At 63.7% G+C, this 25,902-nt stretch carries 25 protein-coding genes; 20 read left to right on the top strand and 5 right to left on the bottom strand.

Going from position 1 to position 25,902, the window contains the following annotated elements; translation table 11 throughout:
- From AC1DB0_RS02540 to AC1DB0_RS02465, 16 genes are all read left to right on the top strand, one after another.
- Nucleotides 1-1,116 (top strand): ABC transporter substrate-binding protein, encoded by a 1,116-nt coding sequence (locus AC1DB0_RS02540; protein ID WP_476756644.1) that lies wholly within the window; start codon nucleotides 1-3, stop codon nucleotides 1,114-1,116.
- Nucleotides 1,117-1,126: 10 nt separating this feature from the next.
- On the top strand, nucleotides 1,127-1,969 hold the full coding sequence (locus tag AC1DB0_RS02535) for an HTD2 family dehydratase (RefSeq protein ID WP_476756645.1): 843 nt from the start codon (nucleotides 1,127-1,129) through the stop codon (nucleotides 1,967-1,969).
- Between the two features lie 47 nt (nucleotides 1,970-2,016).
- On the top strand, nucleotides 2,017-2,760 hold the full coding sequence (locus AC1DB0_RS02530) for an SDR family NAD(P)-dependent oxidoreductase (protein ID WP_342065824.1): 744 nt from the start codon (nucleotides 2,017-2,019) through the stop codon (nucleotides 2,758-2,760).
- A 15-nt stretch (nucleotides 2,761-2,775) separates the two neighbouring features.
- The gene (locus tag AC1DB0_RS02525; protein WP_476756646.1) at nucleotides 2,776-3,747 is read left to right on the top strand and encodes an NAD(P)-dependent oxidoreductase; all 972 of its coding nucleotides are present in this window, start codon (nucleotides 2,776-2,778) and stop codon (nucleotides 3,745-3,747) included.
- Nucleotides 3,740-4,618 carry a branched-chain amino acid ABC transporter permease gene (locus AC1DB0_RS02520; RefSeq protein ID WP_054425348.1) on the top strand — a complete coding sequence of 293 codons (879 nt, stop codon included), beginning with the start codon at nucleotides 3,740-3,742 and terminating at the stop codon, nucleotides 4,616-4,618. Before AC1DB0_RS02525 ends, AC1DB0_RS02520 begins: the two co-directional genes overlap by 8 nt.
- Nucleotides 4,611-5,609, top strand: a complete 999-nt coding sequence (locus AC1DB0_RS02515; RefSeq protein WP_476756647.1) for a branched-chain amino acid ABC transporter permease — start codon at nucleotides 4,611-4,613, stop codon at nucleotides 5,607-5,609. The genes AC1DB0_RS02520 and AC1DB0_RS02515 overlap by 8 nt, the downstream gene beginning before the upstream one ends.
- Nucleotides 5,606-6,397, top strand: a complete 792-nt coding sequence (locus AC1DB0_RS02510) for an ABC transporter ATP-binding protein (RefSeq protein ID WP_054425352.1) — start codon at nucleotides 5,606-5,608, stop codon at nucleotides 6,395-6,397. The genes AC1DB0_RS02515 and AC1DB0_RS02510 overlap by 4 nt, the downstream gene beginning before the upstream one ends.
- Entirely contained in the window at nucleotides 6,390-7,160 is a 771-nt protein-coding gene (locus tag AC1DB0_RS02505) for an ABC transporter ATP-binding protein (protein ID WP_054425354.1), read from the top strand. Before AC1DB0_RS02510 ends, AC1DB0_RS02505 begins: the two co-directional genes overlap by 8 nt.
- A gap of 15 nt (nucleotides 7,161-7,175) precedes the next feature.
- Nucleotides 7,176-8,114: an SMP-30/gluconolactonase/LRE family protein gene (locus AC1DB0_RS02500; protein ID WP_447981979.1), complete on the top strand. Its 939-nt coding sequence runs from the start codon at nucleotides 7,176-7,178 to the stop codon at nucleotides 8,112-8,114.
- Nucleotides 8,115-8,119: 5 nt separating this feature from the next.
- On the top strand, nucleotides 8,120-9,220 hold the full coding sequence (locus AC1DB0_RS02495; RefSeq protein ID WP_476756648.1) for a Bug family tripartite tricarboxylate transporter substrate binding protein: 1,101 nt from the start codon (nucleotides 8,120-8,122) through the stop codon (nucleotides 9,218-9,220).
- Nucleotides 9,221-9,324: 104 nt separating this feature from the next.
- Nucleotides 9,325-10,527 carry an FAS1-like dehydratase domain-containing protein gene (locus tag AC1DB0_RS02490; protein ID WP_054425359.1) on the top strand — a complete coding sequence of 401 codons (1,203 nt, stop codon included), beginning with the start codon at nucleotides 9,325-9,327 and terminating at the stop codon, nucleotides 10,525-10,527.
- Nucleotides 10,528-10,562: 35 nt separating this feature from the next.
- Nucleotides 10,563-11,729, top strand: a complete 1,167-nt coding sequence (locus tag AC1DB0_RS02485) for a CaiB/BaiF CoA transferase family protein (protein ID WP_476756649.1) — start codon at nucleotides 10,563-10,565, stop codon at nucleotides 11,727-11,729.
- Entirely contained in the window at nucleotides 11,726-12,955 is a 1,230-nt protein-coding gene (locus AC1DB0_RS02480) for a CaiB/BaiF CoA transferase family protein (protein WP_476756650.1), read from the top strand. Before AC1DB0_RS02485 ends, AC1DB0_RS02480 begins: the two co-directional genes overlap by 4 nt.
- Nucleotides 12,956-12,998: 43 nt before the next feature.
- Nucleotides 12,999-13,580 (top strand): cysteine hydrolase family protein, encoded by a 582-nt coding sequence (locus AC1DB0_RS02475; RefSeq protein WP_476756651.1) that lies wholly within the window; start codon nucleotides 12,999-13,001, stop codon nucleotides 13,578-13,580.
- Nucleotides 13,581-13,587: 7 nt separating this feature from the next.
- Nucleotides 13,588-14,454: an HpcH/HpaI aldolase/citrate lyase family protein gene (locus tag AC1DB0_RS02470; RefSeq protein ID WP_476756652.1), complete on the top strand. Its 867-nt coding sequence runs from the start codon at nucleotides 13,588-13,590 to the stop codon at nucleotides 14,452-14,454.
- 108 nt (nucleotides 14,455-14,562) lie between these two features.
- Entirely contained in the window at nucleotides 14,563-15,210 is a 648-nt protein-coding gene (locus AC1DB0_RS02465) for a GntR family transcriptional regulator (protein ID WP_054425367.1), read from the top strand.
- Nucleotides 15,211-15,253: 43 nt separating this feature from the next.
- On the opposite strand, the gene AC1DB0_RS02460 is transcribed toward AC1DB0_RS02465, so the two are convergent.
- From AC1DB0_RS02460 to AC1DB0_RS02450, 3 genes are all read right to left on the bottom strand, one after another.
- The gene (locus AC1DB0_RS02460; RefSeq protein ID WP_346550385.1) at nucleotides 15,254-15,907 is read right to left on the bottom strand and encodes a DUF6708 domain-containing protein; all 654 of its coding nucleotides are present in this window, start codon (nucleotides 15,905-15,907) and stop codon (nucleotides 15,254-15,256) included.
- 190 nt (nucleotides 15,908-16,097) lie between these two features.
- Nucleotides 16,098-19,265 (bottom strand): T6SS effector BTH_I2691 family protein, encoded by a 3,168-nt coding sequence (locus tag AC1DB0_RS02455; RefSeq protein ID WP_476758590.1) that lies wholly within the window; start codon nucleotides 19,263-19,265, stop codon nucleotides 16,098-16,100.
- A gap of 3 nt (nucleotides 19,266-19,268) precedes the next feature.
- Complete coding sequence (locus tag AC1DB0_RS02450; RefSeq protein ID WP_476756654.1) at nucleotides 19,269-20,207, bottom strand: hypothetical protein; 939 nt, start codon at nucleotides 20,205-20,207, stop codon at nucleotides 19,269-19,271.
- 390 nt (nucleotides 20,208-20,597) lie between these two features.
- On the opposite strand from AC1DB0_RS02450, the gene AC1DB0_RS02445 reads away from it, so the two are divergent.
- Nucleotides 20,598-21,353 carry a hypothetical protein gene (locus tag AC1DB0_RS02445; protein WP_476756655.1) on the top strand — a complete coding sequence of 252 codons (756 nt, stop codon included), beginning with the start codon at nucleotides 20,598-20,600 and terminating at the stop codon, nucleotides 21,351-21,353.
- On the opposite strand, the gene AC1DB0_RS02440 is transcribed toward AC1DB0_RS02445, so the two are convergent.
- Entirely contained in the window at nucleotides 21,350-21,772 is a 423-nt protein-coding gene (locus tag AC1DB0_RS02440; protein WP_476756656.1) for a hypothetical protein, read from the bottom strand. The two genes, AC1DB0_RS02445 and AC1DB0_RS02440, sit on opposite strands and share 4 nt — an antisense overlap.
- Nucleotides 21,773-22,038: 266 nt before the next feature.
- On the opposite strand from AC1DB0_RS02440, the gene AC1DB0_RS02435 reads away from it, so the two are divergent.
- The 3 genes from AC1DB0_RS02435 (at nucleotide 22,039) to AC1DB0_RS02425 (ending at nucleotide 25,134) form a co-directional block, all read left to right on the top strand.
- Nucleotides 22,039-22,683, top strand: a complete 645-nt coding sequence (locus AC1DB0_RS02435) for a hypothetical protein (RefSeq protein ID WP_476756657.1) — start codon at nucleotides 22,039-22,041, stop codon at nucleotides 22,681-22,683.
- A gap of 88 nt (nucleotides 22,684-22,771) precedes the next feature.
- The gene (locus tag AC1DB0_RS02430) at nucleotides 22,772-24,685 is read left to right on the top strand and encodes a B12-binding domain-containing radical SAM protein (RefSeq protein ID WP_476756658.1); all 1,914 of its coding nucleotides are present in this window, start codon (nucleotides 22,772-22,774) and stop codon (nucleotides 24,683-24,685) included.
- 203 nt (nucleotides 24,686-24,888) lie between these two features.
- Entirely contained in the window at nucleotides 24,889-25,134 is a 246-nt protein-coding gene (locus AC1DB0_RS02425; RefSeq protein ID WP_476756659.1) for a hypothetical protein, read from the top strand.
- A 36-nt stretch (nucleotides 25,135-25,170) separates the two neighbouring features.
- Here the strand turns inward: AC1DB0_RS02425 and AC1DB0_RS02420 are convergent, their stop codons facing one another.
- On the bottom strand, nucleotides 25,171-25,743 hold the full coding sequence (locus AC1DB0_RS02420; RefSeq protein WP_476758589.1) for a cysteine hydrolase family protein: 573 nt from the start codon (nucleotides 25,741-25,743) through the stop codon (nucleotides 25,171-25,173).
- Between the last annotated feature and the right edge of the window lie 159 nt (nucleotides 25,744-25,902).

Genomic DNA, 25,902 nt, shown 5'->3' with positions numbered 1-25,902 from the left:
GTGGCCAGCAAGACGGTCACCGTTGGCGCGTTCACGCCCATCACCGGCCCGGTGCCGTTCTATGCCATTCTTTCGCGCGCCGCCGATGCCTGCTTCAAGTGGGTGAATGAAACCGACGCGCTGAAGGGCTGGAAGATCAAGTCCGTCAGCTACGACGATGGCTACGAGCCGGCGCGCAGCGTGGCGGTAACCCGCCGCCTGGTGGAAGAGAACAAGATCTTCGCCTTGGCCGCGCCCGTTGGTACGGCGCAATCCGTGGCGGTGATTCCCTACGCCAAGGAAGTGGGCCTGCCGATGATCGGGCCGATTGGCGGCGCGACGGCGCTGTTCGCCGAACGGCTCGTGTTCCCGCTGTTGCCGGACTACGGCTGGTCTGCCGCATCCAACCTGGACTACGCGTTTGGCGGGCTGAACGCCAGCCGCGTCGCGCTGCTCTGGGAAAACGACGAACTGGGGCGGTCCGCCAAGCGCGGCTTTGACCTGCTGATGGCGGCCAACAAGAAGCAGCCGGCGGAATCAATTCCGTTTGAAGTGCGCAGCACCGACTTCACGCCGCATATTCGCCGCATCGCCAATGCCAAGGCAGACGTCGTGATCCTGTTCGGGTCCAACGCGAATCTGGCCGCCGCCTTGAAAACCGCCGACCGCCTGGGCTTTCAGGGCAAGTGGATGGCGCCGTTCTTCACGGCCGACCCCACCACCTACAAACTGGCCGGCCCCTTGCTGGATGGTGCGTACTTTTCATCGTGGCTGATGCCCGTGGATGCCGACGACGCCAACATCAAGGCGTATCGCGATACGGTGGCCAAGCTTTATCCCAATGACCCCATCGGCGTGTTCGGCCTGAATGGCTGGAGCAACGCGGCCTTGTTCGTCAAGGGCTTCCAGATGCTGTTGGCCAGCGGCAAGCCGCTGACCCGCGCCAATCTTGTCGACGTGATGGAAACCATGACCAACGAAACCGTAGGCGGCGCGCGCCAGGTCACGTTCAAGGCGGGCGACCATCGCGGCGCGCGCCAGGAAGGAATCATTCAGGCGGTGTCCGGCGGCGGCTTCAGGCTGGTGCGGGACTTCAAACCCTATCCCGCCGACGTGTTCGACGCAAAACTAGCCTAGGAGTCAGGGCGTGACCAATATCTATGACGAATGGATCGGCCGCGAAGAATCGCGCACGCAGCACATCGACGCGACGGCGGTTGCGGCCATGGCGGCCACGCTGGACCGGGACGCTGCGCCCGGCGCGGGCGAACCGCTGCCGCCGGGCTGGCAGTGGCTGTTCTTCAATCCGGTGGCGCGCTGTAGCGGCTTGGGTACGGATGGGCATCCGCAACGCGGCGGTTTTCTGCCGCCGATTGAGTTGCCGCGCCGCATGTGGGCGGGCAGCCGGGTGCGCTATCTGGAGGACGTGAAGATTGGCGCTGACGCCACGCGCCGCAGCCGCATCCTGAAAGTCGAGAACAAGGTCGGCAAGCGCGGATCGCTGTGGTTTGTGACCGTGCAACACACCACGCGGTGCGACGGCGCGGACTGCATCATCGAAGAGCAAGACATCGTCTACCGCGAGGCCACGCCGCCCGGCGCGGCAGCGGCAAGCCCGCCTGAGCCCTATGCCGGCCAGGCGCGGTGGGGCCGTGAGGTGCAACCCGACACGACGCTGCTGTTCCGCTATTCGGCGTTGACGTTCAACGGCCACCGCATTCACTACGACCAGGCCTATGCGCGCAACGAAGAGGGCTATCCCGATCTGGTGGTGCATGGCCCGCTGACCGCCACGCTGTTGCAGCAGCTGGCGCTGGACCATGGCGAAGGCCGGGCGCTGGCCAGCTTTGAGTTTCGCGGCGTCAGCCCCTTGTTTGTGTCGCGCCCGTTCCGCCTGGAAGGGCATACGAATGAAGACGGATCGCTTGCGCTGTGGGCGCGCGGACCGGACGGAGAATTGGCGATGTCCGCCACCGCGACGCTGCGCTGACCGCCAGCGCGCACCCCAAGAAAAAAACGATCAGGAGACAAGAAAAGATGGCACAGCATTTGAGCGGCCCAGCAAGTCTTGAAGGCCAGGTTGCGTTGATTACGGGCGGCGCGGGCGCGATGGGGCAGGCGATATCGAAGGCGTTCCGGCAAGCGGGCGCGCGCGTCATCGCAACCGACCGCGTCGAGCAGCAAGAGATAGGCGGTGGCATTGATTACCGGCGCTACGACGTGACCTCGCGCGCCGAAACGGATCAGGTCATCGACAAGATCATCGAGGACTACGGCCGCGTCGACATCCTGGTGCTGTGCGCCGGCATCATCGCCCGCACGCCGCTTGCCGAGAGCACCGACGATGAGTGGGACGCCGTGATGTCCGTCAACGTGCGCGGCGTGGTGAACCCGGCGCGCAAACTGTTTCCGCTGATGTGCAAGCAGGGCTTTGGCAAGATTCTGGCGGCGGGCTCCATTGCGGCCAAGAACGGCGGCGTGGCGTCGGGGCCGGCCTATGTGGCGTCCAAGGCGGCCGTGCACGGCATGATGCGGTGGATTGCCAAGGCCGGCGCGCCCCATGGCGTGTACGCCAACACGCTGGCGCCCGGGCCGGTCGAGACCGCCATGTGGGCCAGCGTCACGGGCGGCGGCGCGCCGTCGGCCAACGGCACCGTGCCGCTGGGCCGCTACGGCAACCCGGATGACATTGCGCAGGCGGCGCTGTTTCTGTGTTCGCCGGCTTCCAACTGGATCACAGGCACGTCGCTGGATATCAGCGGCGGCATGTGGATGGACTGAAGCCAGGAGCGCGCCATGACAGCAGACAAGCACCCCGTGATCGGCTTTATCGGACTAGGCGTGATGGGTGGCCCGATGTGCCGCAACATTGCGCTTAAGCATCCGGCGGACGTGATCGCGTTTGACATGAACGCCGACGCATTCCGCTTATTGGACGGCACCAAAGCGCGCCGTGCCGCGTCCGTTGCCGACGTAGCGGCGCAGGCGGACGTGGTGTTCCTGTCGTTACCGGGCGGGCCGCAGGTTGAGCAAGTGTGCGTGGCGCCCGGCGGCGTGACTGATGGGGCGCGCCGGCCCGCCGTGATTGTCGACCTGAGCACCACTACCGTTGCGTCGGCCCGTGGCGTGGCCGAACAGCTTGCCGCGCGCGGCGTCGCCTTTGTGGATGCGCCGGTGGCGCGCACCCGCGAAGCGGCCCAGCGTGGAGAGCTCAGCATCATGGTGGGCGCAGACGAAACGCTGTACCCGCGCATTGAACCGCTGCTGCGCTACATCGGCTCGGACGTGACGCGTTGCGGCGACGTAGGCTGCGGCCAGGTGGTCAAGCTGATCAACAACGCGCTGGTGTTCGAGAACACCGTGGCGCTGGCTGAAATGATGGTGCTGGGCGAACGCGCCGGCGTGCAGCCCGATGTGCTGCTGGACGCCGTGTCCAAGGGGTCGGGCGACAGCTTCGTGCTGCGCAATCACGGCCGCAAGGCCATGTTGCCGCGCCAGTTTCCCGACAAATCATTCCCGCCGGAATACGTGTTGAAAGACTTGAGCTACGTGTTGGAGCTGGCCGCGCAAAGCGAGCTGACGGCGCATGTGGCCGAGCTTGCCCGCCGGTATTACGCGGCCGCCGCCAGCGGCGGTTTCTCGGGGCGGTATTTCCCATCGGTGATCGAACTGATCGACCGCGGCGACGGGCCGGCGGCAGCGGAATCTGAACCCGGCCAGTCCGCTCAACCCGATGCGTCAACGCAAAGGAGCCGGGCTCATGGATGACCTGATCGGCCTGATCTGGGCGGGCGTTGTCAGCGGTTGCCTGTACGCCATGGGCGCCATCGGCATTGTGCTGATCTACAAAAGCTCCAACGTCGTGAACTTCGCGCACGGCAATCTGGCGGGGCTGGCCGCGTTTCTGGTGTTCGGCTTCACGGCAGGCCTGTTCGCCAACATGGCCTGGGGCGCGGCGGTGCTGCTGACGCTGGCCATCATGGTGGCGGTAATGGCGGTMAGCTACTTTCTGATTGCGCCGCTGGTGTTCAAGTCGGACCTGACCAGCACCATCGCCACGTTGGGCGTGGGGCTGATCGCCCAGGGCGCCACCCAGCTGCTGTTCGGGTCGAACGTGGTGTCGCTGGACTTGCCGCTGCCCAAGTGGCGTGGCGAGATGGGGCCGGTGATCGTCACCGCGTATGACCTGGCCGTGCTGGGCACGACGGCGGTGGCGATTGGCCTGCTGTATCTGCTGATCGAACGCACCCGCATCGGCATCGCGTTTCGGGCGGTGTCGGCCAACCCCTTCGCCAGCCGCGTATGCGGATTGAATCTGCGCCGCGTGCATTTGTTTTCGTGGGTGGTGGCGGGCCTGCTCGGCCTGGTGGCGTCGCTGCTGATTGTGCCCACCACCTTTCTGTCTTCGACCAGCGTGTCGTCCTTCATGCTGCAAGCCTTTGCGGCGGCGGTGGTGGGCGGGTTCAACAGCCTGCCGGGCGCGGTGCTGGGCGGCATCTTCATCGGCGTGATCATGAACCTGCTGTCGTTCTACGTCGCCGCCGAATTCAACAACAGCTATCTGCTGCTGACGATTCTGCTGGTGCTCAATGTCTTCCCCAAGGGCGTGCTGGCCATACGCGGAGGTGCCCGTGTCTAGTGTGATGCTATCCACCAATGCGTTGCCTGCGTCTGCGGCTGCGGGCCGTGCCGCCGCGTCGCCGTTCAAGCGCTGGTCTGCGGGTATCGGCGCGGCGGGTCTGCTGGCGCTGATGCTCTTGCCGATGGCGGCGGGCGGCTACTGGACTTACACGCTGGGGCTGTGCTTTGCCAACGCCATTGCCATCATGTCGGTGAGCTTTCTGGTGCGCTATGCGGGCGAGGTCTCGATCGGCCACGGCGTCTTCGTTGCGGCGGGGGCGTACACCGTCGCCTTGATGGAAAGGTACGTAGGCGTGTCGCTGCTGGCCAGCTTGCCGGTGGCGGCGCTTGCCGGCGCCGTGTTGGGCATGGCCTTCGCCTTCCCGTCGCGCTTTCTGTCGGGCATTTATCTGGCGGTGGCCACGATGGCGCTGGCCTTGGCCTTGCCCGAAGTGCTGCTGCATTTTTCGTCGGTATCGGGCGGCTATGAAGGCCTGTACGTGAAGCTGGACGCGCTGCCTGGGCTAGCCAAGGAAACCCAGCGCTACTACCTGCCGCTGGCCGGGCTGGTGGCGGTGGCGCTGTTGCTGCGCCATTTCCGCCGCTCGCGTCAGGCGATGGCCTTGCTGCTGATCCGCACGTCGCCGCATGCGGCCGAATCGTTCGGCGTGCGCCGCAGCTGGGCGCGGCTGTCGTGCATGGCCTTGAGCGGCGCCATTGCCGCCATCGCGGGCGCCATGCTGTCGTTCAGCTCATCCACCGTATCACCCAATAGCTTTACGTTGTGGACGTCGATTTTCCTGCTGGTGGGTTCCGTGGTCAGCCTGTACTCGCTGTCGATTCTGGGCAGCTTGCTGGGCGGCCTGTTCCTGACGCTGATGCCCTTGTTGTTGGCGGGGGCGGGTGACTGGGTACCCATTCTGTACGGGTCGGCACTGCTGATCGTGGTGCTGGGCTTCAATGCGCTGCCGGCTTCGCTGCGCGCCCGTTTGCACGGAGGCAATCCATGACGACGGCGCTCGCTATGCCTGACACGGATGCCCTGGTGGTTGACGACCTGTCGCTGTCGTTTGGCGGCATCCAGGTGCTGCAACACATCGGGCTGCATCTGAAGGCCGGTGAAATCACGGGCTTGATCGGCCCCAACGGCGCAGGCAAAACCAGTTTCTTCAATTGCCTGACGGGCTTGTATTCGCCGCAGCAGGGCAGCATCCAGTTTGGCGGCCGCCGTCTGGAAGGGATGCCGCCCACGGGCCGCGCCGCGCTGGGCTTTTCGCGCAGCTTTCAGCATGTGGCCTTGTGCCCGGAACTGACCGTGGCTGAGAACGTGATGGTGGGGCTGGACCGGCAGTCGTCGGCCGGTTGGTTCGACGCCTTTCTGCCACTGCCGCGCGGCAAGGCGGAACGCGCGCTCAACCGGCAACGCGCCTTGACCGCGCTGGAACGGCTGGGCGTGGCCGAGGTGGCTGACGAATTTCCGTCGCAACTGCCGCCCGGCGTGCTGCGCCTGACCGAGATCGCGCGCGCCATTGCGGGCAACCCCCGGGTGCTGTTGCTGGATGAACCGGCCGCGGGCTTGAATTCCATCGAGACCGCCGATTTGTCGTCCGCCTTGTTGCGGCTGCGCGCGCCCGACCTGGTGTTGGTAGTGGTCGAACACGACATGGACCTGATCATGGAAGTTTGCGACACCATTCATGTGCTGAACGTGGGCCGCCTGCTGGCATCGGGCGGCCCGGAACAGATTCGGCTGAACCCGGAAGTGGTGCGCGTCTATCTGGGAGACGAAGATGAATGACGCATCGCCGCGCTTGCTGGAGGTCGAGGGCTTGACGGTGCGCTATGGCGCGGGGCCGGTCGTGCACGGCATCGGCCTGTCGGTCGCCGCCGCGACCGTGGTGGCGTTGCTGGGCGCCAATGGCGCGGGCAAGTCGAGCACGCTGCGCGCGATTGCTGGGCTGGAACCGGCGCAAGGGCGTATCCGGCTGGACGGGGAAGACATCTCCGGGCTGTCGGCCGCGCAGCGCTTTCGCCGGGGCATTGTGTACGTGCCGGAAGGGCGCGCCATCGTGACGGACCTGACCGTGGCTGAAAACCTGGTGCTGGGCTCGTACTTTGTGGATGCGCGCACGCGAGCGCGCCGCGAACAGATGGTGATGGATTTCTTCCCCGAGATCGCCGGGCGCCGTAATGCGCCCGCCGGTCTGCTCAGTGGCGGTGAACAGCAGATGCTGGCGATCGGGCGGGGGCTGATGTCCGCGCCGCGCCTGCTGTTGCTGGATGAACCGTCGCTGGGCTTGGCGCCGTTGCTGGTCTCGCGGGTGTACGAACGGCTGGCGGTGATTCAACGTGAACAGCAACTGGCGGCGTTGCTGGTCGAACAGAGTTTTCATGTGGCGGCCAAGTTGGCGGCGCACGCGTGGGTGCTGCGTCACGGCCATATCGTGGGCGAGCTCGATGAACAGGCGCTGCGAAGCCGCGAAGGCCGGCAGCAAGCCATCGACGCGTACCTGGGCGCCCGCCAGACCGCGCAAGCGCCGTCTTCCGCCATTCACGCATAGAAAAGGAACCTGGGCATGAAGCAACTGAAGCTGCAAGGTGAAGTCTTGGCAAGCGGGCTGGAATTTCCCGAAGGCCCCGTGGCGATGCCCGACGGCAGTGTGCTGGTCGTGGAGATTGCAGGCGGCCGCCTGACCCGTGTGCTGCCCAATGGCGAACTGCGCAACGTAGCGGACTTGGGCGGTGGCCCCAACGGCGCGGCGCTGGGGCCCGACGGCCATTGCTACGTCTGCAACAACGGCGGCTTCAGCTGGCGCACCGATGCGGGCTTCACGCGGCCCACTGGCCCGGCAGACGGCTACGACGGCGGCAGCATCCAGCGCGTGGATGTCGCAACCGGCGCCGTGCAGACGCTATATACCCACTGCGACGGCGTGCCGCTGCACGGCCCGAACGACATCGTCTTCGATGCGCACGGCGGCTTCTGGTTCACGGACTTCGGCAAGACGTTCGAAGACAAGATCTTGCGCGGCGCGCTGTACTACGCCCGCACGGACGGCAGCGCCATCCGCCGCGCGGCGCATCCGGTGCTGACGCCCAACGGCGTGGGCTTGTCGCCCGACGGTTCGCGGCTCTATGTGTCTGAAACGGAAACCAGCCGGCTGTGGTCGTACCCGATCCCGCGTCCTGCGTCTGCGCCCGGTGAATTGCAGTTGGCGGCGTGGCCGTCGCCCAACGGCGGGCAGTTGGTGCACGGCTTGCCCGGGTATCAACGCTTTGATTCCTTGGCGGTGGAGGCGGGCGGCAACATCTGCGTGGCCACCTTGGTGCGCGGCGGCATCAGCGTGTTTTCACCCGAGGGCGAGCTCATTGAATTCCACGAAGCGCCCGAAGGCTATTGCACCAACCTCTGCTTTGGCGGCAGTGACCGCCGTACGGCATACATCACGCTGTCGGGCTACGGGCAGTTGTTCGCGGCGCGCTGGCCGCGTGCGGGCTTGGCGCTGAACGGGTGATCATCATGACGCTGCCTACGAATGACACGCTGACGATTTCCCGCCCGGGCTCGATGCCCGCCTGGCGCTCGGGGTTACGAATGGGGTTGCGCGCGGGGTCGCCCATCGGACTGCGCACGGGGTTGCGTAGGGGGTTAAGGGTGGCTTGGTCCGGCATCAGCGCCGCCATCGCCATCTGCATCGGCATCATGCCGCAGGCCCAGGCCGCCAGCTGGCCCGACAAACCCGTGCGCATCATCGTGCCGTATGCGGCCGGGCAGGGCGCCGACTTGCTCGCGCGTCTGGTGTCGCAGGAATTGGCCAAGCGTTTGAATCAGCCCATCGTGATCGAAAACCGCGCTGGCGCGGGCGGCAATATCGGTTCGTCTGCCGCCGCCCGATCCGCTAATGACGGCTACACCTTTCTGTTCGGCACCAACGCCACCAACGCCGCCAACGAATTCCTGTACGCCAGCCAAGGCTACGACGCCACCGCTGATTTTTCAGGCGTGGCGATGGTCGGCTTGTTGCCGATGGTGATCGTCACGTCCGCGGCCGACCTGCCCGCCAACAGCGTGGGCGAATTGGTCAAGCGGGCGCGCGCCCGGCCCGACACGCTGAACGTCGGGCTGCCCAGCACGACGGCGCAAGTGGTGTTCGCGGAATTCGTGAAGTCAGCGCAGGCGCCGTTGTTCGCCGTGAAGTACAAGGCGTCGGGCCAATCGTTGACCGACACGATGGGCGGGCAGATTCCGCTGGTGATCGACACCGTGACCGCCGCGCGGCCCTACCTGACCAGCGGCAAGTTGCGCGCCGTGGGCATTACGTCATTGAAGGCCAGCGACATGCTGCCCGGCGTGCTGCCCGTGTCGGAGCAGGGCGTGCCGGGCTTTGACGTCGTGGCCTGGGACGCCTTGTTTGCGCCGCGCGGCACGCCGCCGCAGATCATTCAACAAATGAGCGAGCACGTGCGCTACGTGCTTGAGCAACCCGAGACGCGCCGCAAGATGCTGGACATCGGCGTGGAACCGCTCGTGATGGGGCCGGCGCAACTGGATGCATTCGTGAAAGACGAGCGCCAGAAGTGGGGCGCCATCATCCAGGCGGCAGGCATCCGTATCGAATAGACAGTTTGGAATTACCCCCGCGATCAACGCGTTTTTTTACGTTCTCAAAGAATGCATTCTGCATTCTCTTTATAGGTAGAGGAGTCGCAACCGTGAGCAATGTCATGAATCTTCCCCAAGCCGATGTCGGCAACGCACCCGCCGAAGGCCGTATCACCGACGAAGCCGTCGCCGCCGCGCGCGCCATGATCGGCTTGCACCTGCGTCCCGAAGGGCCGTACCTGCAAGACGCCACCGCGGACACGCTGCGCAATTGGTGCAATGGCATTGGCGACTTGAACCCGCTGTACCGCGATGCCGGCTACGCCTCGGGCACGCGTTACGGCACGCTGCTGGGCCATCCCATGTTCCCGATGGCGTTTGGCTGGCTGGGCCGCACCCGCTGGGGCCTGCCGGGCGTGCACGGCTTTTATGCCGGCAACGATTGGGAGCTGTTCCGCCACGTGCGTCCGGGCGACCGCATTACCGCCATCGAACGCGTGGTGGGCGTGGAAGAAAAAGAGAGCAAGTTCTCGGGCCGCCTGGTGTTGCAGTACGTGGAAGCCAGCTACTACAACCAGCGCGGTGAGCTCGTTGCGCGCGCGCTGGGCACGTGCACGCGCCACGAACGCAAGGCTGCGCGCGATACCGGCAAGTACAAGGAAATCGTGCAGCACGAATACGCCGATCAGGAACGCGACCGCATCGACCAGATGGTGCTGGACGAGCCGAAGAACATCCGTGGCGCCAACGTGCGCTATTGGGAAGAGGTGCAGGAAGGCGAAGAACTGCCGACGATTGCGCGCGGCCCCTTGTCGCTGATGGACACGATGGGCTTTCTGGTGGGTTGCGGACGCGGCCATACGCACGGCGTGGTGCTGCAAGCGGCGGTCAAACATCCCGGCCACTTCTTTCGCAACCCGGAGGCGGGCGGCGGCGTGGAATACACCGGCATCGGCCACCACCGCGAATCGGTCGCCAAGGAAGTGGGCGTGCCCGGCACCTATGACTACGGCCCGCAGCGTTCGTCGTGGATGTGCTCGCTGGTGACCAACTGGATGGGCGACGCGGGCGTCATCAAGCGCGTGCGTACCGAAATGCGGCGCTTCAACATCATGGGCGACACCACGTTCTGCAAAGGCAAAGTCCTGCGCAAGTACGTGAAAGACAACACGGGGCTGGTCGACATCGAACTGGCCGCCGAAAACCAGCGCGGTGAACTGACCACGCCGGGGATCGCCACCGTAGCCTTGCCCTCGCGGGACGTGCGCCTGCCGGCCTTCCTGGATGGGTCGGGCGTGGACCTTGAACTGCCCGTGACCCGCTGACCGGCCCGCGGCCGCAACCTTGTGAGACAGCCCCTATGCAGTCCAACGATACGCAACAAACCGCCATGCTGCCCTTGTCCGGCTGCCGTGTGCTGGAGCGCTCGAACACGGTCGCGGCCGCCTACGCCGGACGAATGCTGGCCGTCATGGGCGCGCAGGTCGTCATGCTGGAGCCGCCTGGCGGCTCGCGGCTGCGGCGCGCGCCGCCGTTGATTGGCGACAGCGATGAAAGCGCGCTGTTCGCCTATCTGGCGGTGGGCAAGCGCAGCCTGGAAGCTGACCTGACATCGCCCGACGGCCGCGCCTTGCTAGTGCGCGAGCTGGCGGACGCAGACATCCTGATCGACGACACGCCCGTGCGCCAGCGCGAGGCGCAGGGCATGTCGCCCGCGCAGATCGCCCGCGACTGGCCCGCGCTGGTCCACGTCAGCGTCCTGCCTTTCGGGGCGACGGGGCCCAAAGCGGATTGGGATGGCGAAGAGGTCAACCTGCTGCACGCGGGCGGTGAAGGGTTCCTGCTGCCTAACGGCTTGTCGCACGAGCTGTTCCCTGACCGGCCGCCCTTGAAAATCTATGGCCACTTTGGCGGGTACCAAGGCGGGGCGATGGCGGCGCTTTGCGCGCTGTCCGCCTGGTGGGCCGCCCCATCCGGCGGCGGACAATACGTGGACGTGTCGGTGCAAGACGCTGTGCTGTCCGTCGGCGCGTTCGCTTTGCAACGGCTGGGCGACGGGTCGCTGGAACACCGCAGCAGCCGCCGCTTCCGTTATGGCGGCGTGTTCGAAGCGCAGGACGGCTTCATTGAATTGCTGACGCTGGAAGACCGCCAGTGGCGGTCGCTGGTAGATCTGCTGGGCCAACCGGCCTGGGCGGCCGACCCGGGTTTGCGCGACCCCCTGGAACGCAGCCGCCGGGGCGATGAAATCAACGGCCATATCCGTGAGTGGATGGCCCGCCACACGGTTGAAGACATCGTCCAGCGCGCACAGGAATTAGGCGTGCCTGCCGCCAAATACCGCTTGCCCGCTGAAGTGGTCCAAGGGGAACAAGAGCGCGCACGCGGCCTCTTCGCACCCGCCGTGCTGGCCAGTGGCCGCGAGGCGCAGATTCTGGTCGCGCCGTTTCAGTTCCGCTGTACCCCGTTGCCGCGCGCGGGCGCCGTGCCCGCCTTGAACGAGATGGCACAGGAGGCCACCGCATGAGCCAGGCTCTGGCACGTTCCCCGCAGACTGATCCGCTGCGTGCGCCGCTTGCCGGCGTGCGCATCGCGGACTTCACCATTCATGCAGCAGGCCCGTTCTGCACGCACCTGCTGTCCCAACTGGGCGCCGAGTGCATCAAGATTGAAAGCGCCACCCGGCCCGACGCGTTTCGTAAACCGCACGCGGTCTATGGCCGCATGTCGGCCGCAACGTTTGATCAGGTGTCGGCCAACAAGCTGTCGGTGCGCCTGAACCTGAAACAGCCTGAAGCCGTGGCGTTGGCCAAGCGCATCGTTGCGCTGTCAGAAGTGGCCGCCGAGAGCTTTCGCCCCGGCGTCATGGCGCGTCTGGGCTTGAGCTTCGATGCACTGCGCGAAGCCAAGCCAGACCTTGTCCTGCTGTCCTTGTCATCCTGCGGCCAGAGCGGCCCCGACTCCCACTTCGCCGGCTACGCGCCGCTCTTTGGCGCATGGGGCGGGCTGGGCTGGATGAGCGGATACAGCGACGGCCCCCCCGTTGAAATGCGGCACGTCATGGACCACGCCGCGGGCGTGCACGCGGCGCTTGCCACCTTGGCCGCATTGAACCAGCGCCGCCGCACGGGCCAGGCGCAGCACGTCGACCTGGCAGCGCGCGAAGTGGCGTCCGCCATGATCGGCGACGCGCTGGTGCTGGCCAGCCTGGGCATCACGCCCGAACGCCCGGGCAACGCCGATCTGGCCATGGCGCCGCATGGCGTCTATCCCACCGCGCAGCCCGACCGGTGGCTGACCTTGGCCGTGCGCGACGACACCGAATGGCGCGCGCTGGCGCACACCTTGGGGCAGGGCAACGGCGGTGAACGCTACGCCACGGCAGCTCTGCGCCGCGAGCACCGCGCCGAGCTGGACCAAGCCTTGACCCAGTGGCTGAAGACGTGTGACGCCGAAGCCACGGCGCAGCGCTTGCAACAGGCGGGGGTGTGCGCGCACGTGTCCTGGACGATGCAGGACGTCGCCTCGGACCCGCATCTGCAAGCGCGCGGCGCAGTCACGCCGGTGCAAGCGCCCGACATTGCGCCGCGGCTGGCGGTTGGCGCGCCTGCGCGTTTCAGCGGGTCGGATCAAGTGGGTATCCGGCGCTTGACGCCCGCCTTGGGCCAGGACGAGGATTATGTGTTCGGGCAACTACTGGGCTTGAGCACGGCGCAACGCGCCGACCTCGAAGCGCGCGAGGTGATCTTGTGAGCGCAATCAGACATCCCAACCCCATCACGCAAAGGAATCCCTGATGAAAGACGCGATCTATCTGGTGCTGGACATGGAAAATGATCTGGTCCACGCCGACGGCCCCAACGGCCGCGCAGCCTACGGCGAACAAGTGCGCAGCCGCGGCATCCTTGAACACACCCGGCGCGCGCTGGACAAGGCCCGCGCCGCTGGTCTGCACATCGGTTTCGTGCGCGTGGGTTTTTCCCCCGACTACCGCGAATGCCCGCCCAGTTCGCCGATTTTCTCGGGCGCGCGCAAGAACGGCATCTTCAAACTGGGCGAGTGGGGCACGCAGACGCATCCCGATCTGGGGCAGCAACCGGGCGACTTCGACATCATCAAACACCGCGTCAGCCCCTTCTACAGCACCAGCCTGGAAGCCATCCTGCGCGCCAACGGCATCAAGCGCATCTATTGCTCGGGCATCTCGACCAACGCCGTCGTGCAAGCCACCGTGCGCGAGGGCCACGACCGCGACTACGACATGGTCGTGCTGGAAGACTGCTGCTGCGGCCTGTCCACCGAAGAGCACGACATCGCGATCAAGAGCCTGCAACGCTTTTGCCGCATCACCAATTCCCAAGACGTCGTTTTCGAATGAGCCGCCCATGAATCCGCTTGCCCGCAGCCTGTTGTTCGTTCCCGGAGACCGCCCCGACCGCTACGCCCGCGCCGTAGCGAGCGGCGCGCACGCGGTGATCCTGGACCTGGAAGACGCCGTGGCGCCCGCCGCCAAAGCGCAGGCGAGGGCGGAGGTCGCGGCCTGGCTGGCCCAAGGCGGCCACGGCATCGTCCGCATCAATGCGGCCGACACCGAGTGGTATCAGGAGGACGTGCGAGCGCTGCACGGGTTACAAGGCCAGCAAGAGCAGCTAGGACAGCAAGGACTGCAAGCGCTGCAAGGGGCGCCCGGCGCGGCCGTCATGCTGCCCAAGGCCGACGCCGCCACCGTGGCGCAGACCGTGCAAGCCTTGCCCGGCCGCCCGATCATCGCCTTGCTGGAAACCGTGCGCGGCTACATGGATCTGCACAAGATGGCGCGTCTGCCGGGCGTGGCGCGCATCGCCTTTGGCAGCGTGGACTTCGCTGTTGACAGCGGCATCGCCGACGAAGGCGACGCCATGACCGCCATCCGCACCGAGATCGTCCTGGCATGCCGTCACGCCGGTTTGGCCGCGCCCATCGATGGCGTCAGCCTGGAATTCAACGACCCGGAACAGATGCAGGCGGACGCCCGCCGCGCGCGGCAACTAGGATTCGGCGGCAAACTTTGCATCCACCCCCGCCAAGTCGGCGCCGTCAACGCCGCCTTTCTGCCCACCGCCGACGAGCAAGACTGGGCACGCCGCGTGCTGGCCGCCTTTGACGCCAGCCACGGCGCGGCCACCGCGCTGGACGGAAAAATGATCGACAAGCCGGTCGTCGAACGCGCCCGCCGCATCGCCGCCGAATCCCGGGGTGCCGCCATGGCTTAACGGTTAGAATCAGGCCCACAGGGGCTTCGCGGCCTGTAATCAGGGTTTGACCCAAGGGGGTTTAACCCAAGGTTTAACCGGCAAGTCCGGGCCAATCAGGCTTAATAAATGGAATACCGAACGAAAGAGGAACAAGTCGCGGATTATTTGCGAGAGCGAATCATCTCGGGCGTGTTTCCGCGCGGGTCGCGCTTGAAGCAGGCAGAGATTGCCGAGCAACTTAAGTTAAGCATCACACCCGTGCGCGAAGCGCTCAAGCTGCTGGAAGCCGAAGGCTACATCAGCGGCGACTCCTACCGCGGCGCGCGCGTCGTGCCCTTCGACGCCGGCGCGTCGGCCGAAATATTGCAGCTGCGCCTGCTGCTGGAATCGCAACTGGTCCGCGCCGCCATCGAACGCATCACCACCCAAGACATCACCGAACTGCGCGTGCTGGCCAACGACTTCGCCAAGTCCTTCGAAACCGGCGACCGCGCCACCGCACGCGGCATCAACTACCGCTTCCACCGCCAGCTCTACGACATCGCGCAGCTGCCCCAGACCCTGCACTTCGTGCAGATCCTGTGGGCGCGCTACCCGTTCGACTTGATCAACTCGGCGTCGGGCCGGGGGCAGGACGCGGTAAGAGAGCACGAAGAGATCTTGCAAGCGTTCGCGTCAGGCGACGCGTCGGCTGCGATGCTGGCGATGCGCAAACATATCGAGTCGGGATGGACGGTGTTGAAGTCGTTGAGCGGGGCGGGGGAGTCGGATTAGGAGGCGTGGGTTCCGCGTGGGGAAGCGATTATGAGCATCAACGCTACCTCCCGCTACGCGACTCCAGGTCTATCGCGGCTGGCCATTCGACTTTTGGCGCAAAACGAAGCGCGAGATTCAACGGCGAGACCTCGTTCGGATCATTGAACGCTTCGACCGGTGGCAAGGCTTCCGGGCCTACTTGCATGTAGGCTCGAACGTAATCCCATGAACTGCCCTCGTCTTGGCCGACGCTTAACGGAAATCTGTCGATGACGTCGTTGGTGCCGGGTTTGACGACGGCGATGGAAACTCCCCACGTGATGAGCAGCCCGCCTTGCGGGGTGGCGCCACGCTGTCGCCAGAGCTCAGCACGCAGGTCTTCCCAGTTGTAGGTGTGGGTGGTGACGTACCAGCGGGCGAAGGGGTTCCACTTGCTGAAGTGGAAGCTATAGACGTAGACCTTGCGGCGAAGACGATTGAAGCGGATGGGTTCGTCGCGCGGGATTGAAATGTCTACGCGGATAAACAATGCGGTTAGCCAAAGTATCCCTGTATAGGTCGGAATGGCCAGAAAGAGAAAGACGATATCTAGCTCGCCAATCGTAAACATCGGTGCAGTGAATATGAGGGTGGCGACGAAAAACGGCACAAAGAGAAGCAAGAGTCCACGCATATTGTTATGGCGGCGACTAATCTCCAAATAGGTGTCATTCATCGCGTTGATAGCTGGTGGGACATCAAATCCGAGAGCGGGAGGGTCGGTGGTGGGATGGCTTAAATCGCGCGCCCATCCTCGATATGGGGGAATAAGACTAGGTCTGCGGGGGAGGGGGCTTTTGTTGTTGGACGACAATTTGTGCCTTTAGGAAATAGATCGACTGCGTTCTGGAATGATCAGAGCGCGTTTAACGGGATGCGACGGTTGTGATTTCCGCATACCCCTCTTTGTCCTGAATATTCGGCCAGTACTTAATATGTAGTGTCGCGGACTCAATATCTGCTTCTGCGATATCCAGCAGGAGGCATCCGGCGATGACTGGCCGCTCACTCGTCGGGCGCTGACTCGCAGCAGAGTCAATGCAAAAGCCGGGGCGCTTCAGGCTGGCGGATACCGTCTCAATGGCTAAAGCGTTGTGCTGCTCGGCGATGACGATTTGTTCGGGCAAGTAGCTTTGCAGTGCAACAGACATGGCATAGCCCGAATGCTCCGGCCACCAACTTGGAAGCTCGACGCTGTATTCAAGCGTGGTCCCCCACTGCATGCCCGCACCATCAATTGCCGTGAGAGCCAGCCGGGGTCGAAAATAAAAGTCGAAGTCCACCACGAGCCCCAGTAGCGCGGCGTTCAGCGCCCCGATTGCGACATCCGTGTCGGCACTAGCCTCACCGCTTCTGGCGATGCCTATCGAGCTATTGGCGTGTACAGGAACGCTCGGCAGGGTCTTTGCGGTATTCCACCAAATAGGTGGCGTTTCGTCATGTTTTCCAAAATAGGAGCGGCGAGCCCATTGCTCGATCAAGGTTGACTGTTTTTTCTTGGCGTATTCAGAGGTCGTATAGGCAAGCAGACCTAACGCGATGGCCCAACCGAGGGGGCCTAGAAGCGACCCCAAGCCGAAATATGCGACATATACCGCTATACCGGCTGAAGCGATCGAAAGGCTCATAGCTACGTAGTGGTAATTTCTTGCCGTCGCATCGCCTTGTCTTCCTGTCCGACTCGCAGCAAATCCACTTTGCACCCCTTCCATCACCCCCGCCAGCGCGCTCGTTACTCCCCCATACCGAATCAACCCTTTGCCAAGCACCACCGCGTTCAACGCTCGCGCCTCCGCCAGGCCAGCTTTCTGAAGCGCCAAAGCCATGCCCTTGATCCCCACTCCCGTCAGTTCAATCCCCACTCCCAGCACCCCAACCGCACTCGCCGCAACCCCCGCGACCGCCTCCGGATACTTCGCTCCGATCGTCTGCTCCAGCTCCTTCAAGCTGCGCTCCAGCCCGTCCTGCTGAAAAAATAGCGCCCCCATCGACAGCACCAGATCCAAGCTGGCCAATCCCCGTAACCCCACAAACGCCTGATGGCCGCGCAGTTTCGCTTCCGCCGCTGTGGCGCGCAGCTCTCCCGCAATCGCGCGCGCCTGCGGCTCCAAACTCTCTATTCCAACGACGATCCTGCGCCAGCCGCCATCCACCGTGGCGCCTGCACCTGCGGCCATCGCAGCAAGCTTGTTCTTCAACCCCCCAGCCGTATCCGAAACCCAGAACGACGCTTTGAATATCTGCTTCTGCGCTGGCCCAGGCAGCGCGATCATTCCGCTGAAGATCATCGCGCGCACTTTCTTGCTGGCCTGTTGCGCGGCCTTATCGAACTCTTCGCGCATCTGCTGTGTCAGCAATTGCTGGTATTCACCCAGCGTCAGCTCAATTTCGACCCGGATCAGCTGCATCTGGCTACCTAACAACAAGGCGACCTGATGCAGAGATGTCACGACTGGCCGGAGCTGTTCCTTCACCTGCGCTTCCAGGCCGTTGAAGGCGTTGTTCAACGCGCCCTGCAACAGGCCGATGGCTTCCGACACGGACGCGCGAAGGTATATCTGGCCTTCTGCCGAACCCAGCACGTCTTTTGCCGCCGCATAGAGCTTGCCGGAATCATTCGCCTGAAACCCCTGCGTGAAACTCGGCTTCAGCCCGGCGAGCAGGCTGTCGTTCTTGGCCAACATGGCTTTGTACAAAACGCTGTCCGGGTTCTCGAGCAGCGCTTGCCATAGTTTTTGCGTGGGGCCCAGTTCGGTGGCATCGTTCGCCACGGGCGCTTCGCTTGGCCCGCCATCCAGGCAAGCCGCCACCATCTTCGTGAAGCTGGCAGCGGAATACGAATCTGCGGCCGAGTAGTCGTGTTCAGCAATGCGCTGCCAGCTGTCAGAATGCAGCCACTCGGCATAGCGCTTGCCCACCGTATCAATCAGCGCTTGCCGGCGTTGCCATTCCTTGTCGTGCTCTTGTTGAAACCRCAAGCGCAGCGGTTCGTTGTAGCGTTGTTCAAGACGCTCGTGATATTCGGTGGTGATGCGCCGGGCGACGATCTCGGTTTCGCGCGCGACGTCTACGGGTGGCAAGTGTGTACGCGTACCCAGCACCGGATGATCGTTGTGCTGCTTGCGATATTCGGTTTCTTTTTCTACCTCGATCTGCGCTTCCGCCTGCGCCCAGGATTTCTCAAGCGCCTTGATTTGCAGCAGCGCGGCCGACGTGAACAACAGGTACTGGCGTTCGGCATTGCCGGCCCAGGCCAGGCGATCTTGAATCAGAATCTGGCGTTGCTGGTTCAGTTCCAGCACGGTGCCTACCGGATCGGGCAACACCAGGACGGGCACGCCTTGCGGGAGCGCGTGCGCGCGGGCGGCGTTATCGACGTAGTCATTCAGCGGCACGATGCGGTTCGTCCGCAGGTGCAGGCCATGCCGGCTGCCGAAGTCGCGCGCGTCGTAGCGATATTCCCAGACTTGGTCCGTCAGATAACCATCCGCGTACGTCAGCCCGTGGCCCAGCGTATTGGGCGTGTCGCGCAACGTGGCCAGATCCACTTTCAAGAAACGCGAGGAGGGTGCGCGTTGCGACTTGTAGGCGTCCAGCACGGGCGCCGGCCAACGGTCGTGCGAGAACGCGATCCACGCTTGCTTGTGCTGCTTCGTATCAACGTGGATGAACGACGCGCGAATGTCGTGGCCTTCTGTGGTGCAGGCCTTGGACAGCGGCTTGGCCGGGCCCTTGGGCATGCCGTAGGGATCGTATTGCCGCAGATGGCCTTGGGCATTGACCTGATAGGCGTGCCAGATTTCCTGATCCAGCAGCACATACACATAGCCTTCTCGCAGCATGCGATGCCGGTCTGGCTGGACGTCGATGTGATGGCGGTCGCGATCGGGGTTGAAGTCGGCTGATGGAGGCAACGGCGCTTGACGCAGCAACAGCACGGGCATGCCGCCTCGCTCACAAGTGCGGCAAGCGCCCGCCGGCACCGAGGACGTTTCGCGAGCGGCCAGCCTGATCTGATTGGCAAAGGAACCCATCGTTCAACTCCGCTCGCGGGCTAAGGTGTTCAGGATGTAGTGCCATTCCCCATCGCTCATGCGTGCAAGCGAAGCTTCAAGCGACGTCTTGCCGGATACGGCGTCGTGTATGCGCTGCTGTATGTGCGGGTGCGTTTCCAGGCGCGCGTGCACGGTCAGGTGCTGTAGCGCAAACGTCATGCGGTCCTGCGCGTTGCGTAGCCCAAGCGCATGGCTGCGCTGCAATGACGACAAGACCTTTGCTACGGCCAGGTTGGCGGGACCGCCGTCGTCGCGCAGCCGCGGTGCGAACCCGCGCACAGCATGCGGCATGGGCTGCGCCGCCAAGCGCTGCCACGCGGACAGTACGCTAGCCACCAGTGGCGCAAGGTGTTGCGTCGCAATGTCCGGAGCGTTCAGCGGCGCGGCGGGTCTTGCGGCGTTGCCGCACAGTTGCAGCAAGCCGCCGCAGCTGGGCAATATCCATTGGCTGACGGGCCACAGCCAAGGCGCAACGCGGTCTTGCAGACAAGTGGCCAGCAGTTCCAGACGCAGGGGCTCGAACAGCGGGATGAAGCGTGGCCCTTGCGCGCCGGGCACGAGGCAGCGTTGGGCCAGATCGTGCGCCAGTTCGTCCAACGGCGACGGGCTGCTTAGCCAGCCGCAGATCAAACGTTTCGCGCCGATGGGTTCTGCCAGCGCTGCGTCCACCGTCAAGCGGACAAGATCCTCGTCAAAGGGGTGTCCGGCGTCGGCTAGTGTGATCAGCTTCGGGCAGATTGACGGCGCATAGGCCAGATCGGCGCGCAAGACGGTCTCGACGGCGTCGGATGGAAACCGCTGCAACAAGGCGTCGGGGTGAACGGGCAGGTCGTCATCGCAATCCGCCAAGGGATCGATCAGCAGAAAGAAGTTCTGGTCCGCGATTCGGGACCGGCTCAATAGCGCCGCGTACGTGGTCATCGTGGCGCCTGAACTTGCTGGGTGCCGCAGCGGACTGAAGCGGGCTTGAACATGACGGATTCCTGGTTGCGATAGCGGGCCGAAAGATCGGCGGCATCTTAAAAAGAGGCGCTATCACGACTAATGCAAAATCCGTGCCATGTGTGGGAGAAGAAAAAATATCGTCGTGCTATCAAGGGCTTAGCGATTTTTGACGCGGCCGCTGCGTCAACCTTCCCGCGATAAATTCTTGAAAACGCGGTGTTTCAGCGAAGAATCGAGCCAGATTTGACCCGATAAAAAATTAACGCCGCGATATCAACGACTTAGGTCGAGTCAATTTTGGCCCACTCGGGTCAAATCTGGCCCGGCCTCGCTATACTGCCCGGCGACTTCACTTCATACAGGCTCATGCCGACATCACCGCATTCCACCGCATCCCCCATGGAAGGCTATTGGTTCGACCTTCCTGACGCGTCCGACACGCTGATCAGAAACGGCAATCACGTCAGGCTGGCGACCGCCGCGCCGCCGTGGATGGTGGTTGATCAAGCGCTTGCCTCTATCACCATCGGCAGCCGCTGGCCCGGGCAACTGTGGCGGGTGCGTGTGCAGGAACTGGGTGACATGTCGGGGCTGGTGGCGCAGCCCGGCTACTGGCGCGCCGCAGCGATCGAGCTGCTTGAAGCCTTGCCGCTGTCGACGTTGTTCGGCGCGCATGGGGACGCCGTGCTCAATATCCTGACGCGCATCAACGGTCTGACCCGCGCGCAAGCCGAAGCGCTGGCTCAAAATGTTGACCCGAATGCAGCGGCTGCCTACGGCCACGCGTGGATACGGTGGGCGCAAGCGGGCGGAGACACCCGGTCTACCGACCCCGACGAATGGCACGGCACGCTAGCCGCGTCCCGTGGGCGCGACAAGGAGCGGTCGCCGCTTCATTCCGGTTTTGTGCTGATTCACACCCAGCTGTGGCAACGCGCCCAAGCCATTGATGGCAACGATGCGTTCGTGCTGATAGAAGAAGACGGCGAAACAGAACAAGTGCTGTCGCCACTGTGGCAACAAGCCTGCGACGCGCTGTTGTTCGCCGCCATGGCGCAGGGCGCGCCGCAGTATGTCTTGGCCGATGAGGCGCGGGTGTTGAGTCGGGCTTGGGAGGATTAATCTGCTGATCGCCAAGACGTCCGGCGCGATGCCTTCGGCTTGGGCGCCACGCCCATCCGCGGATCGCGCGCCAGCGCCAGCGTCACCAGCTCTTCCGCCGACGTCTCAAACGCCTCATCGGTTTGCGGCAAGTACAACCACTTAGGCAATTCGGGATGCGGCTGCAAGCTGGGCATGTCATCCATCAACGCCGCTTGCCGCTCGTGCGAAGTGCACACCATCACGCCATTCCATGGCGCTTCACGATCCGCCACGACCAGATACAGCAGGCCGTCCAGATAGGCGGCGTCGCACCCGAACATTTTGCGGCGCGTATAACCGGCGTCACGTTCCAAGGGTTCAAGAATCCATAGCAGCGAGTTCAGGCGGGCAGGGCGCTGCTTGTTGGGCGGGGCGAAAGGATCTGACGGATTGCGCATGAAGGGCATTTTAGGCGGATGGCGACGCGTCGTTCATACCGAGATTTTCATTTAGACTCTTCGAGCCGTTTCCGATTGTCTCTTGGCCGTCCTGACCACACCCACCCCCCATGTCCGAACACTACCAATTCATCTGCCCACGCGATTTTCATCTGGCGCCGCCCGATTGGCCCGCACTAGAAGCGCGCCTGTTGGACGGCGGCTTTGTGCTGCCCCCGCGCGGCAATCAAATTCCGTATCGCGCATTGCGGAATCTGAGTTTTGGCTTGGCCGCGCTGAACGAAGGCTCATATCAATATGCAGATTCGACCGCCACGGCGGGCGACGTCATTGCGCAATATGTGCAGGCGGGTTATCTGCCCGCCGATTTGCCGATCCAGCATGACGCGTCCATCGACGAGACGCTGGCCCTGTTGGCCAGCCACGGGATCACACCCGACGCGCTGTACAACGATGATGAATCCAGTGATTGGCGCAGCCCCCAATACTGCCTGGGTCCGGCAGCCAGGTCTTGCCTTAGCGCCGCGTCGCGCGCGGATTATGATGCGGACCCCAGGCACTTCGCGCTGATGCTGCTGGCCTATCACGGGCCAAATCCGCACGTCGCGGTGGGCGAGAATCTGTCGGAACCCTGTTTGCCGGGTACGGACGAGCCATTGGAATCCATGCCTCCCTTTGAGTCGCACGTGGATTTTATTGGCGAAGCCTATGAGAACCCCGCCGCCCAATGGCACTGCGCGCAGAATGGACGCAGCTATCGGATTCTGGAATTGGATTGGGGTTTCAGTCTGGCGATGGGGTTTCGCACCCTCCGCGCCGAGGGGCTGGACCGGGAAAGCGCCGAAGGGCTGGCGACGCTGATTGGCGACCTGACCGGGCAGCCAATGGTGTGCAGCCACCGCCATACTTGAGGGCGCGGCAGGGGCCTGCCGCCACACTGCCTATAATTCCCCCGTATTTCCCCCAATCTTCGCTTTGACGGCAACCCTGCCGTGCCTCATGTCTACCTCGCCCCTACGCGTGCTGTCGGTCATCCCGCCGATGACGCAGCTGAATACTCCTTACCCGTCCACCGCTTATCTGACGGGCTTCCTGCGCTCGCGCGAGGTGACGTCCTTTCAGGAGGATCTGGCGCTGGCGCTGGTGCTGCGTCTGCTGTCTGCCGATGGCCTGCGCGCCGTGGCGGACAAAATCGCCACGCTGCCGCTTGAAAAGCACACCCCCGCCATCCAGGCCTTCGTGGCGATGGAGCCGCGGTATTTGTCCACCATCGGACCCGCCATCGCCTTCCTGCAAGGCCGCGATTCGACGCTGGCGCACCGCATCGTCGGCCGCCACTTCCTGCCCGAAGGTCCGCGTTTCAGCTCGCTGGACGTCTATATGGACGAAGACGGCGGCGATCCCTTGGGGTGGGCGTTCGGCGCGTTGGGCTTGCACGACCGCGCCAAGCATCTGGCCACGCTGTATCTGAATGACCTGGCCGACGTGCTGCGCGACGCCATCGACTCGCGCTTCGAATTCGTTCGCTACGCGGAATCGTTGGCGGGCAGCCAGCCCACGTTCGACCCCTTGGCGGCGTCTCTTGCCGCGCCGCTGAACCTGATCGACGAGACGCTGCGCGAGCTGACGATGGACGCGCTGGCGCGTCACACGCCCACCATGGTGCTGCTGTCGGTGCCATTTCCCGGCGCCGTCTACGCCGCCTTCCGCATCGCTCAGGCCATCAAGGCGCACGACCCCAGCATCATCACCGTGCTGGGTGGCGGCTTCGTCAACACCGAACTGCGCGAACTGAAAGACCCGCGGGTCTTCGACTACTTTGACTTCGTCACGCTAGACGCTGGCGAGCGCCCCTTGCTGGCCCTGCTGGATCACGTGCAAGGCAAGCGCTCGCGCCAACGCCTGGTGCGCACTTTCCTGCGCGACAAGGACACGGGCGCCGTCCAGTACGTCAACCTGGTCGAACCCGATGTCGCCTTCGCGGAAGTGGGCACGCCCACCTGGGACGGCCTGCCGCTGGACCGCTATCTGTCGCTGCTGGACATGCTGAACCCCATGCACCGCCTTTGGAGCGACGGCCGCTGGAACAAGCTCACCGTGGCCCACGGCTGCTATTGGAAGAAGTGCAGCTTCTGCGACGTCAGCCTGGACTACATCGGCCGCTACGAAGGCGCATCGGCAACCGTGCTGGCCGACCGCATCGAAGCCATCGTGCGCGAGACCGGGCAAACCGGTTTCCACTTTGTCGACGAAGCCGCGCCGCCTAAATCGCTGAAGGCGCTGGCCACAGAGCTCATCGACCGCAACGCGGGCATTTCCTGGTGGGGCAATATCCGCTTTGAAAAAACCTTCACGCCGGAGTTGTGCGAACTGCTGGCCGACAGCGGCTGCATCGCCGTATCGGGCGGCCTGGAAGTGGCGTCGGACCGCTTGCTGAGCTTGATGAAAAAAGGCGTGTCGGTGGATCAAGTGGCCCGCGTCACGCGCGCCTTCACCGACGCCGGCATTCTGGTGCACGCGTATCTGATGTACGGCTTTCCCACGCAGACCGTGCAAGACACCGTCGACGCGCTGGAGTACGTGCGGCAACTGTTCGAAAACGGCTGTATTCAAAGCGGGTTCTTTCACCGCTTTGCCTGTACGGTGCATTCGCCGGTGGGAAAGAACCCTGAGGAATACGGCGTGACCTTGCAGCCGCTGCCGGAAGTTACGTTTGCCAAGAACGACATCGGCTTTCATGACCCGACGGGCGTTGACCACGACGCGCTGGGCCGCGCGCTGAAAAAGGCCATCTACAACTACATGCACGGCATCGGGCTGGAAGAAGACGTGCGAACGTGGTTCCCGTTCAAGGTGCCAAAGACGACGGTATCCAGAAACCGCATCAGCCGGGCGTTGAGTCAACCGGGTTAATTGCAGTCTGAATCCTTGGATAAGTGTTCACAGTCCGACTGCCGGGGCAGTCACAAGGTGGCTTGATGATAAAAAATACTGCACTCCTAGCACTGACGACCGCACTCTTGACGGGATGCGGCCCAAACAAAATCATTGTGGATCTGCCTTCGCCCCAAGGCCAATACCACGTCGAAGTCCGCAAATGCCCTCAGCCGGGCTCCATGTCATCGACCGCGCAGACCCAGGTCTCAGTCCTGAAGTCCGGCACGTCAGAAAACTGCCAGTCTGCGGTGAATGCGTTGGCGCAGTTCCAGTCGTATTCGCCCGACGACCAACTGCAACTGGAATGGCTCTCGGAGGCGGAGCTGCGGGCTTGGCATCCCGGGTTTGATCCGAAGTCCGGGCCGCGTTCGGCTTCGTACAAGGCGGATAACCCAGTCAAGGTGATATTTGCGCCACCGAAGTGATCGGCGCGTCGTGGGTTCGGCGAGTGCGGCCGCGCGCTACGCCAGCAATGCCAACGCGTCGGCAAGCGACAGCAYGGTGGTGCGGGACGCAAACGCCGTCGAAAACAGGTGCTCGTGCACGATCGAATCCGGGTCGTAGCAGCAGTCTTTGACGGTAAACAATCGGTAGTCCGCATCGCTTGCATGAGCAATTGACGACAGCATGACGCCGGTGGACGCAATGCCCACCATCAGCAGCGTATCGATGCTTTGCGCCGACAGCCGCAGTTCAAGGTCCGTACCAAAAAACACGCTGGCGCGATGGGCGGTGATGATCGGCTCATCAGACTGCCGGCCCAATTCCGGCGAGATCTGATCGTCGATGAATAATCCCAGTTGTTTGATGCCTTGCCCGTTTTTATTGAACGGGCTGACTTCGGGATAGCCCGGGCTGAACCGAATCTGCGCGAAATAAATCTTGATCCCTTGACGCCGTGCCGCGTCGCAGAGCGTGCGCGTATTCGCCAGCAAAGTGGGCGCGACCGAGGGGAACAGGTTGATGATGTCGGTCTGATAATGCATCACCAACAACGCGCAGCGGGCGGGCTCAAGGGTGGGGGCCGAGCTCATGTTCTCCGGCTCCTCACGTGAGTCAGCCTAACCGCACCACACCGTTTCGATATTGTTGTCATCGGCATCCTAGTTMGGAATCAGACTGCATTTTTTTAGCACGAGCCGATGGAAATATTGCAGTCTGACAGCATAAATATTGCAGTAAATATTGCAGTC

The organism is Achromobacter sp. 10T422 (genome assembly GCF_056394065.1).
Note: the sequence above shows the minus strand (reverse complement) of the source record. Positions and strands in the feature narration are given on the sequence as shown.

What these genes read in the sequence shown, in the direction of transcription:
- AC1DB0_RS02500 (WP_447981979.1), top strand. Translation starts at nt 7,176, where the DNA reads ATGAAGCAACTGAAGCTGCAAGGTGAAGTCTTGGCAAGCGGGCTGGAA.
- AC1DB0_RS02490 (WP_054425359.1), top strand. Translation starts at nt 9,325, where the DNA reads ATGAATCTTCCCCAAGCCGATGTCGGCAACGCACCCGCCGAAGGCCGT.
- AC1DB0_RS02475 (WP_476756651.1), top strand. Translation starts at nt 12,999, where the DNA reads ATGAAAGACGCGATCTATCTGGTGCTGGACATGGAAAATGATCTGGTC.
- AC1DB0_RS02505 (WP_054425354.1), top strand. Translation starts at nt 6,390, where the DNA reads ATGAATGACGCATCGCCGCGCTTGCTGGAGGTCGAGGGCTTGACGGTG.
- AC1DB0_RS02480 (WP_476756650.1), top strand. Translation starts at nt 11,726, where the DNA reads ATGAGCCAGGCTCTGGCACGTTCCCCGCAGACTGATCCGCTGCGTGCG.
- AC1DB0_RS02465 (WP_054425367.1), top strand. Translation starts at nt 14,563, where the DNA reads ATGGAATACCGAACGAAAGAGGAACAAGTCGCGGATTATTTGCGAGAG.
- AC1DB0_RS02530 (WP_342065824.1), top strand. Translation starts at nt 2,017, where the DNA reads ATGGCACAGCATTTGAGCGGCCCAGCAAGTCTTGAAGGCCAGGTTGCG.
- AC1DB0_RS02460 (WP_346550385.1), bottom strand. Translation starts at nt 15,907, where the DNA reads ATGAATGACACCTATTTGGAGATTAGTCGCCGCCATAACAATATGCGT.
- AC1DB0_RS02470 (WP_476756652.1), top strand. Translation starts at nt 13,588, where the DNA reads ATGAATCCGCTTGCCCGCAGCCTGTTGTTCGTTCCCGGAGACCGCCCC.
- AC1DB0_RS02450 (WP_476756654.1), bottom strand. Translation starts at nt 20,207, where the DNA reads ATGACCACGTACGCGGCGCTATTGAGCCGGTCCCGAATCGCGGACCAG.
- AC1DB0_RS02425 (WP_476756659.1), top strand. Translation starts at nt 24,889, where the DNA reads ATGTCATCGACCGCGCAGACCCAGGTCTCAGTCCTGAAGTCCGGCACG.
- AC1DB0_RS02485 (WP_476756649.1), top strand. Translation starts at nt 10,563, where the DNA reads ATGCAGTCCAACGATACGCAACAAACCGCCATGCTGCCCTTGTCCGGC.
- AC1DB0_RS02430 (WP_476756658.1), top strand. Translation starts at nt 22,772, where the DNA reads ATGTCTACCTCGCCCCTACGCGTGCTGTCGGTCATCCCGCCGATGACG.
- AC1DB0_RS02495 (WP_476756648.1), top strand. Translation starts at nt 8,120, where the DNA reads ATGACGCTGCCTACGAATGACACGCTGACGATTTCCCGCCCGGGCTCG.
- AC1DB0_RS02445 (WP_476756655.1), top strand. Translation starts at nt 20,598, where the DNA reads ATGCCGACATCACCGCATTCCACCGCATCCCCCATGGAAGGCTATTGG.
- AC1DB0_RS02510 (WP_054425352.1), top strand. Translation starts at nt 5,606, where the DNA reads ATGACGACGGCGCTCGCTATGCCTGACACGGATGCCCTGGTGGTTGAC.
- AC1DB0_RS02525 (WP_476756646.1), top strand. Translation starts at nt 2,776, where the DNA reads ATGACAGCAGACAAGCACCCCGTGATCGGCTTTATCGGACTAGGCGTG.
- AC1DB0_RS02440 (WP_476756656.1), bottom strand. Translation starts at nt 21,772, where the DNA reads ATGCGCAATCCGTCAGATCCTTTCGCCCCGCCCAACAAGCAGCGCCCT.